11 protein-coding genes and 1 pseudogene are annotated in these 11980 nt (G+C 68.3%); 10 read left to right on the forward strand and 2 right to left on the reverse strand.

Features of this window, described 5'->3' with window-relative positions:
* Positions 1-79: 79 nt before the first annotated feature.
* Entirely contained in the window at positions 80-1162 is a 1083-nt protein-coding gene (locus QM721_RS12640; protein WP_415122533.1) for a YhjD/YihY/BrkB family envelope integrity protein, read from the forward strand.
* Positions 1159-2319 (forward strand): pyridoxal phosphate-dependent aminotransferase, encoded by a 1161-nt coding sequence (locus QM721_RS12645; RefSeq protein ID WP_415122535.1) that lies wholly within the window; start codon positions 1159-1161, stop codon positions 2317-2319. Before QM721_RS12640 ends, QM721_RS12645 begins: the two co-directional genes overlap by 4 nt.
* 380 nt (positions 2320-2699) lie before the next feature.
* Here the strand turns inward: QM721_RS12645 and ybaK are convergent, their stop codons facing one another.
* A complete protein-coding gene (ybaK, locus tag QM721_RS12650; RefSeq protein ID WP_415122537.1) occupies positions 2700-3194 on the reverse strand; it encodes a Cys-tRNA(Pro) deacylase in 495 nt (164 codons plus the stop codon).
* 406 nt (positions 3195-3600) lie between these two features.
* On the opposite strand from ybaK, the gene QM721_RS12655 reads away from it, so the two are divergent.
* From QM721_RS12655 to QM721_RS12665, 3 genes are read left to right on the forward strand one after another with little or no spacing between them, the layout of a single operon-like run.
* Positions 3601-3891 carry a helix-turn-helix domain-containing protein gene (locus QM721_RS12655; RefSeq protein WP_415117914.1) on the forward strand — a complete coding sequence of 97 codons (291 nt, stop codon included), beginning with the start codon at positions 3601-3603 and terminating at the stop codon, positions 3889-3891.
* Positions 3892-3932: 41 nt separating this feature from the next.
* Positions 3933-4562, forward strand: coding sequence for an IS630 family transposase (locus tag QM721_RS12660; protein WP_415117916.1), 630 nt, complete (start codon positions 3933-3935; stop codon positions 4560-4562).
* A gap of 27 nt (positions 4563-4589) precedes the next feature.
* Positions 4590-6011: a pyridoxal-dependent decarboxylase gene (locus QM721_RS12665; protein ID WP_415122539.1), complete on the forward strand. Its 1422-nt coding sequence runs from the start codon at positions 4590-4592 to the stop codon at positions 6009-6011.
* A gap of 90 nt (positions 6012-6101) precedes the next feature.
* Here the strand turns inward: QM721_RS12665 and QM721_RS12670 are convergent.
* Positions 6102-6474: pseudogene (locus QM721_RS12670) on the reverse strand (FKBP-type peptidyl-prolyl cis-trans isomerase).
* 312 nt (positions 6475-6786) lie between these two features.
* On the opposite strand from QM721_RS12670, the gene hisD reads away from it, so the two are divergent.
* The 5 genes from hisD to QM721_RS12695 all read left to right on the forward strand — a co-directional run bounded on the left by hisD (position 6787) and on the right by QM721_RS12695 (position 11621).
* The gene (hisD, locus tag QM721_RS12675; RefSeq protein ID WP_415122541.1) at positions 6787-8139 is read left to right on the forward strand and encodes a histidinol dehydrogenase; all 1353 of its coding nucleotides are present in this window, start codon (positions 6787-6789) and stop codon (positions 8137-8139) included.
* Entirely contained in the window at positions 8136-9230 is a 1095-nt protein-coding gene (locus QM721_RS12680; protein WP_415122543.1) for a histidinol-phosphate transaminase, read from the forward strand. Before hisD ends, QM721_RS12680 begins: the two co-directional genes overlap by 4 nt.
* Complete coding sequence (gene hisB, locus QM721_RS12685; RefSeq protein WP_415122545.1) at positions 9227-9841, forward strand: imidazoleglycerol-phosphate dehydratase HisB; 615 nt, start codon at positions 9227-9229, stop codon at positions 9839-9841. The genes QM721_RS12680 and hisB overlap by 4 nt, the downstream gene beginning before the upstream one ends.
* Positions 9838-10464, forward strand: coding sequence for an imidazole glycerol phosphate synthase subunit HisH (gene hisH / locus QM721_RS12690; protein WP_415122547.1), 627 nt, complete (start codon positions 9838-9840; stop codon positions 10462-10464). The genes hisB and hisH overlap by 4 nt, the downstream gene beginning before the upstream one ends.
* Before the next feature lie 152 nt (positions 10465-10616).
* A complete protein-coding gene (locus QM721_RS12695; protein WP_415122549.1) occupies positions 10617-11621 on the forward strand; it encodes a serine hydrolase domain-containing protein in 1005 nt (334 codons plus the stop codon).
* The last annotated feature ends 359 nt before the right edge of the window (positions 11622-11980 follow it).

An 11980-nucleotide genomic window follows, 5' to 3' on the forward strand; every position in this document is an offset into this window, starting at 1 on the left:
GGACGCACCCGTCTCGGTGCATCTCGCGATGAGTCCCCGCGGCTAGGCTGAACGCGCCCGTTCGACGAAGGGACGATCGATGCCGCAATGGCTGGAGAAGCTGAAGGCCAAGCCGTGGATCGCTCATCTGCTGCGCATGCAGGAGCGCTTCACGCAGCGTTTGGGCAACCAGTTCGCGGCCGCCGTCACGTACTTCTCGGTGCTCTCGATCGTGCCCGTGCTGCTGCTGGCGTTCTCGATGCTCGGCATGGTGCTGACGGTGTTCCGTCCCGACCTGCTCGACTGGGTGAGCGCGCTGATCAAGCACGAGTTCGACAACAATCCGCTCGGCGATCAGGTGATCGCCGTGATGGAACGGGCCTTCAGTAGTTGGGCCACCACCACACTGGTTGCCGTCGGCATCTTCGCGTGGTCGGGCGCCTCGTGGATGGCCAACTTGAAGAGCGCGATCCGGGCCCAGATGCGCACCGACTTCTCCGAGCCCGAGAAGAAGGGCAACATCGTCGTCGAGACCCTGGCCAACCTGGGCACGCTGCTGGTGGTGCTGCTCACCGTGCTGATCATGTTTACTCTGGCCGCCGCGGCCACGACCTTTTCGGAGCTGATTTTGGCCTGGCTGGACCTCGACGGCAGACCCTTCGCCACATTCGTGGTGTACGCCGCCCCGATTCCGGTCTCGATCGCCGTCGGCTTCGCGCTGTTCGCTCTGATCTACCACGTGTCGTACCAACAGCACATCGCGCGGCGAATCTGGCTGGGTGGAGCGCTGATGGGGTCGATCGCGCTGACCGTGCTGCAGTATTCGGCCACCCTGATCTGGGGCATGTTCTCGGGTAACGCAGCAGCCTCGATCTTCGGGCCGATCATCATCATGATGCTGTTCTTCAACATCTTCGCCACGCTGATTCTGATGATCGCGGCCTGGATGGCCACGGCGCAGACCGAGCCGGTCGTCCGTTCACCGCTGGCCCAGGACGTCGGCGATCCTCCGGCCGATTTTGCCGAACCGCCCGTGCCGATGGTGCGTGAGGCCATCGCGCAGCGGGCCGTGAAGGTGGGAATGGGTACCGGCTACCTGGTTGGTGCTGCCACCGGTGTAGGCGTCGGGGCGATCGTCGCGGTCGTCACCGGCTGGCTTTCGCGCGCCGTGGGCAAGAAGTGACTCCACGGCCACCGTCGGTGCGCGGCGGAGTCGAGCCCTTTCACGTCATGGAGGTGCTCAAGGCCGTCGCCGAGCGTCGGCGCACCCATGACGACGTGATCGCGCTGTGCGTCGGGCAGCCGTCGACCCCCGCCCCGGCGGCGGTGCTGGCCGAGGCCGCGCGGGCGTTAGGCAGTGATGTGCTGGGCTACACCGAAGCGGTGGGCACGCTGGCCTTTCGCTCGGCGATCGCCGGCCACTATCGCGACCAGTACGAGCTGAGCGTCGACCCCGACGCGGTGCTGGTCACCACGGGCTCCTCAGGTGGGTTTCTGCTCACCCTGCTGGCCGCCTTCGACCCCGGCGACCTAGTGGCGATGGCCCGCCCCGGCTACCCGGCCTACCGTAACGACATCGTGGCCGTCGGCTGCCGGCTGATCGAGCTCGAATGCGGGCCCCGCACACGGTATCAACCCAGCGTCGCGATGCTTGAGGCGTTGCCCGAGAAGCCCGCCGGGCTGGTGATCGCCAGCCCCGCCAACCCCACCGGCACCATCATCGAGCCTGCCGAACTGGCCGCCATCAGCCGCTGGTGCGCTGCCAACGACGTGCTGTTGATCAGCGACGAGATCTACCACGGCATCAGCTTCGGTCGCTCCAACGACAGCGCCTGGCAATTCAGCCGCGACTGCGTGGTCGTCGGATCGCTCAGCAAATACCAGTCGATGACCGGCTGGCGCGTGGGCTGGCTGCTGTTGCCGGACGCTTTGCGGCGTCCGGTCGAGCTGTTGCAGGGCAACCTCGCCATCTGTGCTCCGGCACTCTCGCAGGCCGCCGGTTGCGTCGCCTTCGGGCCGGACGCCCGCGCCGAGTTGGACGCCCACGTTGACCGTTATGCGGCCAATCGGGACATCCTGCTGGCGAGGCTGCCCGAACTGGGCATCACCAGCTTTGCGCCACCCGACGGCGCCTTCTACGCCTGGTGCGACATCGGGCATCTCACCGATGACTCGCAGCGCTGGTGTGCCGAGGTGTTGGCCGCCACGGGGGTGGCGCTGGCGCCCGGGATCGACTTCGACCCGGTGGGCGGGCACCGGTTCATGCGACTGTCGTTCTGCGGGATGTCCGACGAGATCACCGAGGGGATCGACCGGCTGGTCCGCTACCTGGATCGCTGAGCATCGGCGTTCCTGGCTGAGCCCGGCGAGACCTTGTCGGCAGCCCAAACCGGCGGCCCCCGCGGTGTCGTCGATTCGCTGGGTTCAGCGAGTCCGGTTCCCTCAACCTGGCGGGCAAGTCGTTGGTCGAGAGTCAGTAGCGCAGATGCCTCGCGCCGGGTGGCGTCCAAGGGGAGGTAGATATCGGCGATCGATGGTTTGGGATGAGTGAGGTAGTCGTCGGCGACTGAGCGCCAGAACGATCGAAGGCGAAGGAGCTGTTTGTGTGTGTGGGGGGGCACGATTCCCCACGTGCCCTGCTGTTCAGCCTCGGCGCGAAGTCGTGCCTGCAACGCCCCGTCTGCTCCCGAAACCGCCTCGACGAGCGTGACCAGCCAAAGTCAGCGGGCGATGTCGCCCCAGGTTGCTCCGGTGATCGCGAGCAGGTCGTCGGGCGCCAACTCGACCTGCAGGCCGCGTTTGCCTGCCGACACGTAGATGGTGTCGAACAGTTGTGCGGTCTCGTCCACAACGGTGCGCAGCGGCGTCCGGTGGGCAATCGGCGAGATGCCGCCGACCACGTACCCCGAACTGCGGGACGCCTCGGCCGGCTTCGCCATCGTCGCCCTCTTCGCGCCCACCGACGCGGCGAACGCCTTCAGATCGAGCTGACCGGCCACCGGCACGACGCCGACCGCCAGCGGCGGGCGTCCGAGGCCGACGTCGACGACCAGCGTCTTGAAGATCCGCAGTTCGTCAACGCCCAGCTCGCGCGCCGCCTCGGCGCCGAAGTCCCGGCTGTCGTCGTGGTGGGTGTATGGGCGCAGCGTGAAGGCGATACCTGCCGCGCTGAGCGCCTCGGTCGCGGGTGTCCCGCCCGCAGGTTTGCCAGCCACGAGACCACCGTAGTGGCCGACAGGGAAACGCCGGCCGGCGCAACCACCGCCGGTTGAGCCTGTCGAAGTTCCTTCCGCAACGGCACATCCGAGGTCTCGACGTAGACCGACGAAAACCAGCATCGCTCTTCACGTTGAAGTAGCTAGTGGAGTGTCGCTCCTAATAGTTTGGTAATGGGTGGGATTGGCTTGTCCTGATTGATGCTTGATCGGGAGGAGTCGTATCGTGCCCAGGCTGAAGGATCATGTCGTCGCGTTGACGGCTGAGGATCGTGTGAAGTTGACGAGGGTCGTGTCGCGGGGGACGCATCCGGCGCGGATGATTGCGCGGGCGAGGGTTCTGCTTGAGCTGGATGAGAACGCGAGGGTCGTGCCGGGTCGGCGGGTTGTCGCGGAGCGTGTCGGGGTGTCCGAGCAGACGGTGTATTTGATCGCGAAGCGGTTCGTCGAGTCCGGTGGGGATGCCGATGAGGTGATTCGCCGTCGCAAACGGGTCACGCCGCCGGTGCCACCGAAGGTGACCGGGGATGTCGAGGCGCGGGTGATCGCGCTGGCGTGCACGAGACCGCCGGAGGGGTTCGACCGGTGGTCGTTGCGGCTGCTGGAGAAACACGTGGCCCTTACCGACGGGCTGCCGCCTCTGGATCACTCCACGATTGGGCGGGCCCTGAAAAAGGGGGGCTTCGTCCTCACTTAAAGAAGTGCTGGACGATCCCGCCGAAAGCCAACGCCGAGTTCGTGGCGCGGATGGAGGATGTTCTGGAGGTCTACCACCGGCCCTTCGACCCGGCAGTGCCGGTGGTGTGCATGGACGAGAAGCCGTACCAGCTGCTCGGCCACGCTCGTGACCCGATCCCGGCGCGCCCCGGCCACGATCTCAAAGAGGACTCGGAGTACGTCCGTCACGGCACCTGCTCGATCTTCGTCTGGGTCGAGCCGCTCGCCGGACACCGCCACGTCGACGCGAAGCCGCGGCGGACCCGGATCGACTGGGCCGCGGGCGTGGACCGGCTACTGACCATGGACTACCCCGACGCCAAACGCGTCGTCCTCGTCATGGACAACCTCAACACCCATACCCTCGGCTCGCTCTACGAGGCGTTCGAGCCCGCGAAGGCCCGCGCTCTCGCCGAACGGCTCGAGATCCACTACACACCCAAGCACGGCTCCTGGCTCAACATCGCCGAGATCGAGCTGTCCGCCCTCAGCCGGCAATGCCTCACCCGCCGCATCGACGACCTCGACGTCCTCAACGCCGAACTCGCCGCCTGGCAGAAAGCGACCAACGACGACCAACGGCAAGTCGACTGGCAGTTCACGACAAACGACGCCCGCATCAAACTCCGACACCTATACCCAAATATTTAGACACGACACACTACTAGTTTGGTGGCTGTGGAAGCAGAGGAATTCCGGGCACATGGCCACCGGCTGATCGACTGGATCATCGACTACCGTCAGCGTGTCTGCACGCTGCCGGTGCAGGCGCAGGTCGAGCCCGGCGAGACGGCTGCCAAGCTGCCCGAGCACCCGGGCGAACCGGACGGCTTCGAGGCCCTGCTGGCCGACCTCGACGACGTGGTGCTGCCCGGCCTGACCAACTGGCAGCATCCGAGTTTCTTCGCGTGGTTCCCGGCCAACAGCGAGTACCCGGCGATTCTGGCCGAGCTGGTCTCCGCCGGGCTGGGTGTGCAGGGCATGAGCTGGGCCAGCAGCCCCGCGGTCACCGAGGTAGAGACCCGGATGATGGACTGGATGATCGACCTGCTCGGCCTGCCGGACGCCTTCCGCAGCACCAGTGCGAACGGCGGCGGCGTCATTCAGGGATCGGCCAGCGAGGCCACCCTGACGTCGATCCTGGCGGCGCGGCACCGGGCCACTAAGGGTGCTGTCAACCACGATTCGGACACCACCAAGCTCGTCGCCTACACCACCTCACAAGCCCATTCATCCATCGAGAAGGGGCTGCGGATTGCAGGCATCGGCACCGACAACCTGCGCGTGGTGGCGCACGACGAGAACTTCGCGATGCGTCCGGACTTCCTCGCCGAAGCGATCGCCGCCGACCGCGCCGCCGGCTTGGTGCCGTTCTGGGTTTGCGCCACCATCGGCACCACGAACTCGCTCGCGATCGACCCAGTGCGCTCGGTCGGCGAGGTTGCCCGGGCGGAGGGACTCTGGCTGCACGTGGACGCGGCGATGGCCGGCATCGCCACCCTGTGCCCCGAACTACGCTGGCTCAACGACGGCCTCGAACTGGCCGACAGCTACGGCACGAATCCACACAAGTGGATGGGCGTCACCTTCGACTGCAACCTGTTCTACACCGCCGACCGGGCCAGCCTGCTGGGCGCGTTGAGCATCCTGCCCGAATACCTGCGCACCGCCGCTGCCGAGTCCGGCGCGGTCATCGACTACCGCGACTGGCAAGTGCCGCTGGGCCGCCGGTTCCGCGCGCTCAAGCTGTGGTTCACCCTGCGCACCGACGGCGTTGCCCCGGCTCAGCGGATGATCCGCGACCAGCTCGCGTGGACGTCCGAACTGGCGGAATGGGTGGCGGCCGACGATCGCTTCGAGATCCTCGCCCCGCACCCACTGAATCTCCTGTGCCTGGCACTGCGGGCCGGTGACGAGGCGACCACCGACCTGATCGAGCGGGTCAACGCCACCGGTCGAGCGCTGTTCACCCGCACCGTGCTCGGCGACCGGGTTGCGCTCCGCTTCTCGATCGGTGCCCGCAGCACCACCCTGGACGACGTCCGCGCGGCCTGGCGTCTGCTCCAGGGCCGAACAAGAAGTGCTGAGCACGCTGGTTGAGCTTGTCGAAACCCCTTGCCGACGCCGGGTCGTCCAAGATCTCGACAAGCTCGACCAACGAGAATCAGCGCGTCTGAGAAAGTTCGAGGTTCAGCGGACGGCGAGCAGGTCCACCACGAAGATCAGGGTCTCGCCCGGGGCGATGACACCGCCGGCGCCTCGGTCGCCGTAGCCCAGGTGGGGCGGGATGACCAGTTGGCGGCGGCCTGCTGACCTTCATGCCCTGCACGCCACGGTCCCAGCCGGCGATGACCTGGCCGATGCCGAGGCGGAAGCTGAGCGGTTCGCGGCGGTTGTAGGAGGCGTCGAACTCCTCGCCGCTGGAGTGGGCGACCCCGACGTAGTGCACCACCACGGTGTTGCCGGCGGCTGCCTCGGCGCCGTCACCCACGGTGATGTCGGTGATGGTCAGATCGGCGGGGGCTTCGCCGGGAAAATCGACTTCGGGCTTCTCGTAGGTCATGTCACCACCATCGCACAGACCACTCATCGGTTCACGGCGCCCGTCCGCCGGAAGGTCGCTGAGGAAGCGCTGATCAGCGCGCCCCCCGGCTGGTTGAGCTACGTCGAAACCTTTTGCCCAAGTGGGATGTCCGAGGTCTCGACAAGATCGACGGTTCCCCGCCATCGCTCACGCTCGCGAGATTACGTCCGATCTGACCAGTCGCCCGCCTGATTGCGCGTGGCAGAGGCTCCGATCGGACGTAATCTCGCGAGCCGTCCGGACGCCGCAGCCGGCAGCAGCGCCGGCGGTCCAGCCAGTAGAATCACAGCCGTGATCCGCACCCTTGACCTGCGTGGGCAGGTCGTCGACTACCGCACCGTCGTTCCTCGGGCCCCGATGGACGTCGAGCATGCGGTCGAGCTGGTGCGGCCGATCTGCGACGCGGTGGCGCAGCGTGGGGCGGACGCCCTGCGCGAGTTCTCGGCGCGCTTCGACGGCTGTGAGCCGGCCCACCTGCGGGTGCCGACCCAGGCGATCGCGGACGCCGAGGCCGGGCTCGGCGACGAACTGCGTTCGGCGCTGATCGAGTCGATCCGGCGCAGGCGCGCCGTCGCCGAGGTCGAGGCCCGCGCCGCCACGCTGCGCGCCGAGCCGGCTCCCGGTGCGGTCGTGGAGTCCCGGGCGATCCCGGTCGAGCGGGTCGGGCTGTACGTCCCGGGCGGGCTGGCGCCGCTGGCGTCCTCGGTGCTGATGAACGTGATCCCGGCGCAGGTGGCCGGGGTGCCCTCGATCGCGGTGGCGTCCCCGCCGCAGGCCGAATTCGGCGGCCTGCCGCACCCGACCATCTTGGCGGTGTGCGCACTGCTCGGCGTCGACGAGGTCTATGCCGTCGGTGGCGCGCAGGCGATCGCCATGTTCGCCCACGGGGTGGCCGGACTGTGCGAGCCGGTCCAGTTGGTCACCGGGCCCGGCAACATCTACGTGGTGGCAGCCAAGCGGCTGCTGCGCGGCAAGGTCGGCATCGACTCCGAAGCCGGCCCCACCGAGATCGCCATCCTCGCCGACGACAGCGCCGAGCCGCGCTTCGTGGCCGCCGACCTGATTTCGCAGGCCGAGCACGATCCGCTGGCCGGAGCCGTCCTGGTCACCGACTCGGAGACCCTGGCGGACGCTGTTCGCGCCGAATTGGAACCGCAGGTCGAAGCCACTCGGCACGCCGCGCGGATCCGCACCGCACTGGCCGGTGAGCAGTCGGCGATCGTGCTGGTCGACGACCTCGACCAGGGTGTGGCCGTGGTCAACGCCTACGCCGCCGAGCACCTGGAGATCCACACCCGCAACGCCCGAACCGTCGCCGACCGGATCGGCAATGCCGGGGCGATCTTCGTCGGCGCCTGGTCGCCGGTATCGCTCGGCGACTACAGCGCCGGAAGCACCCACGTACTGCCCACAGCGGGCTGCGCCTGCCACTCGTCCGGGCTGAACGTGAACAGCTTTCTGAAGTTCGTGCACGTCATCGACTACTCGCGTGAGGCACTGCTGGCGGTGGCGAGCGTCGTCGAGACCTTCGCCGCGGCCGAGAACCTGCCGGCGCACGGTGCGGCCGTCACAGTGCGGCGCGGCCAGGGGCCTCGGCAGGCTCCAGCGGCGGAAGCGGCACGCCCGGCGGGGGTGTCGCGATGAAACCCAATCCGACGCTGGCCGACCTGCCGCTGCGTCCCGAGCTCGTCGGCGAGCAGCCCTACGGTGCGCCGCAACTCGACGTGCCGGTCTGCTTGAACGTCAATGAGAACCCGTTCCCGCCCAGTGCCGAGATCGCCGCCGACATGGCCGCTGCGGTCACCGCCGGCGCGACCGGGATGAACCGTTACCCCGACCGCGAGGCGACCGGGCTGCGCACCGCGCTGGCCGCGTATCTCGGGCACGGGCTGACCATCGAGAACATCTGGGCGGCGAACGGCTCCAACGAGGTGATGACCCATGTGCTGGGGGCCTTCGGCGGGCCGGGTCGCACCCTGCTGAGCTTCACTCCGACCTACTCGATGTACCCCGAGTACGCCCGCAACACCCACACCGCCTACGTCACCGCAGCCCGGCACGACGACTACACCCTCGACGCCGACCTGGTGCTCGCAGCCATCGCCGAGCACGCCGCCGACGTGGTGATCATCACCACGCCGAACAACCCCACCGGCACCCCGACCCCGCTGGAGGTGATCGAGCGGGTGCTGGCCGGCACCGACGCGATCGTGGTGGTCGACGAGGCCTACCAGGAGTTCTCCCGGCACCCCGAGGCCACCGCGCTCACCCTGCTGCCACGGTTCGGCAACCTGATCGTCAGCCGCACCATGAGCAAGGCATTCGCCCTGGCCGGCGGACGGGTGGGCTACTTCGCCGCCGCCCCCGCGATCGTGGACGCCTGCCGCATCGTCCGGCTGCCGTACCACCTGTCGGCCCAGACCCAGATCGTCGCCGAAGTGGCACTCAGCCACGCGGAGTTCCTGCTCGGCCAGGTCGACCAACTGCGCCGCACCCGCGACAAGATGCTGCTCCGGTTGCCGCAGCTCGGCGTCGGCGTGATCGATTCGGACGCCAACTTCTGTTTGTTCGGTCCGTTCGCCGACCGGCATGATGTGTGGCAGCGCCTGCTCGATCGCGGCGTGCTGATCAGAGAGACCGGGCCGCAGGGCTGGCTACGGGTTTCGGTAGGCACGCCGGACGAGACCGAGGCGTTCTACACGGCGCTGGCCGAGGTACTGGAGGAGATTCGATGACGGCACGCACCGCGGTGGTGGAGCGCAGCACCAGCGAATCGACGGTGCGGGTGGCGGTGAACCTCGACGGCACCGGCGCCTCGACGATCAGCACCGGGGTCGGGTTCTACGATCATATGTTGACCGCGCTGTCCAAGCACTCACTGATCGACCTTGAGGTCGCCACCACCGGTGACCTGCACATCGACGGCCACCACAGCGTCGAGGACACTGCCATCGCGCTCGGCGCGGCGGTGAAGCAGGCGCTCGGCGACAAGCGCGGCATCGTCCGGTTCGGCGACGCCACGGTGCCGCTGGACGAGGCGCTGGCGCACGCGGTGGTGGACGTCGCCGGGCGTCCCTATGCGGTCTGCTCGGGGGAACCGGACGGCCAGATCTACGCGCTGATCGGCGGCTCCGGCGTCCCGTACGCGGGTTCGATGACCTACCACCTGATGGAGTCGTTCGCGATCAACGCCGGCATCTGTCTGCACCTGCGGCTGCTGGCCGGACGTGACCCGCACCACATCGTCGAGGCCCAGTTCAAGGCGGTCGCCCGGGCGCTGCGGATCGCGGTCGCGATCGACCCGCGGGTGGCCGACGCCATCCCGTCCACCAAGGGCTCGTTGTGACCGATCCCCGGGTGGTCGTTTTCGACTACGGCTCGGGCAACCTGCACTCGGCGACCCGCGCGCTGCGGGCCGCCGGCGCCGAGGTCGTGCTCACCGCCGATGCCGACGCAGCCTTGGCGGCCGACGGCCTGGTCGTGCCGGGTGTGGGTGCTTTCGCCGCCTGCATGGACGGCCTGAACGCGGTGGGGGGGCCGGCGATCATTGCGCAGCGGCTCGCCGCGGATCGTCCGGTGCTGGGCATCTGCGTGGGTCACCAGGTGCTGTTCGGCCACGGCGTCGAGCACGACCTGGACGCCGCAGGAGTAGGCGTTCTGCCCGGAGTGGTCGAGCGGCTGCACAGCGCCCGGCTGCCGCACATGGGTTGGAACACCGTCGAAGCCCCGGCAAATTCAGTGTTGTTCGCCGGTCTGGGCGGCGAACGGTTCTACTTCGTGCACTCCTACGGCGTCCGTTCGAGCGCCGATCTGGCCCCCGACGCGCTCGTCACCTGGACCGAGCACGGCGGTGACCGGTTCATCGCGGCCGTCGAGCGGGGACCGTTGTCGAGCACCCAGTTCCACCCCGAGAAATCGGGCTCGGCCGGGGCCGCGCTGCTGCGTAACTGGATCGCCACTCTGGGCTGATCGGTTATGGCCGACGGAGGCGCTGCTGGCGTTGGTCGCGCGGCGGGGCGTCGCAACGGGTGTCGCCGCGGACTGGCCCGGGCGGCTCAACGGCGACCGCACCTGTCTTCGGTGACGTGGAGCGCCCCGCTCGGGCAGCGGCACAATGTGTCATGGACTTCGACTCTGAGGCACTGGCTGGCGTCGCGACCGAGAACGGTTTCACCGGGGCGATCCGGGTGCAGGTCGGCGATCGCCGCCTGTTCGATGACGCGTTCGGCCTGGCCGTCCGGGCGCACGGCATACCGAATACCACGCAGACCCGGTTCGCCATGGCGAGCGGGTCGAAGACCTTCACCGCACTGGCTGTGTTGTCGCTGGTTGCCGAGGGCGTGCTGGCCCTTGACGACCCGGTGCGCCGGTGGCTGCGGGAGGACGTGCCACAGGTCGACGACGCGGTCACGCTCCGGCACCTGCTCGGGCACACCGCTGGGGTGGGGGAGTACCTCAATGACGACGCGGACGCCGACGCATACCTGATGCCCGGCAGCATGCACAGCTACACCTCCCCGGAGGACTTCATCGCTTTGCTGGACGTGCCCATGCTGGCCGCGCCCGGCAGCCGTTTCGAGTACAGCAACGGTGGTTTCGTGCTGCTCGGTCTGGTCGCCCAGCGGGCCGCGGGCACGAGGTACCAAGACCTGGTGCGCCAGCGGGTGTTCGGCCCGGCGGCCCTGGCGCACACCGACTTTCTGCGCAGCGACGAACTGCCCGGGTCGGCTGCCCTCGGTTACCTGTACCCCGACAGCCAGCGCAGCAACATCTTTCACCTGCCGATCGAGGGCAGCGCGGACGGCGGGGCCTACACCACCGTCGGCGACATCCGGCGGTTCTGGCTTGCGCTCGCCGCGGGGGCGATCGTGCCGTCCGAACTGGTCGAGCAGATGACCACTCCCGCAACGCCCCACGACCCGGGTTGGCCCTACGGTCTCGGGCTCTGGCTGCCGACGCCCGGCGGGGTGTGGGCGATGGTGGGTGCCGACGCCGGGGTCGAGATGATGAGCGAGCACGTAGCGGCCCTCGATCTCACCTGGACGGTTCTGGCCAACGAGTCCGACAAGGCCGGGCCGGTGATGCGGCACCTGCGGCTGTGGCGCGAGGGCGTGCCGTACGCCTGAGGAAGCGCTGACGCTCGTTGGCCGAGACAGCGTGTCGAGACCTCGGATCCGGCGCCGCGGCAAGGGGTTTCGACACGCTCAACCAGCGGCTGCTGGGTTGATCAGCGCACCCTTGAGGGTTGACGCTTTCTGGCCCGGCCGAGTTCCGAGCCGGGCACGATCAGGCCCCGGCGGGGCTGGTGGCACATGCCACGCGTTGCCCGACCAGCGGCGTGGGCAGCACGGCCGATGGGTCGCAACACGGCCACCGGGTCGCTGAAGCGGTCGGCTTCTGACTTCGATTCTCTTCGCGCGTTCAAACATCGGGCTTCGCGTTGCCTCGACGTTGAATGCACCCGTACGCCTGCGGGGCCTATTTC

Source organism: Micropruina sp., assembly GCF_047602085.1.
GTDB lineage: Bacteria > Actinomycetota > Actinomycetes > Propionibacteriales > Propionibacteriaceae > Micropruina.

Bases quoted from the DNA above. Each gene is read 5' to 3' on its own strand.
- QM721_RS12640 (WP_415122533.1), top strand. From the start codon at position 80: ATGCCGCAATGGCTGGAGAAGCTGAAGGCCAAGCCGTGGATCGCTCAT.
- QM721_RS12680 (WP_415122543.1), top strand. From the start codon at position 8,136: ATGAAACCCAATCCGACGCTGGCCGACCTGCCGCTGCGTCCCGAGCTC.
- hisB (WP_415122545.1), top strand. From the start codon at position 9,227: ATGACGGCACGCACCGCGGTGGTGGAGCGCAGCACCAGCGAATCGACG.
- QM721_RS12695 (WP_415122549.1), top strand. From the start codon at position 10,617: ATGGACTTCGACTCTGAGGCACTGGCTGGCGTCGCGACCGAGAACGGT.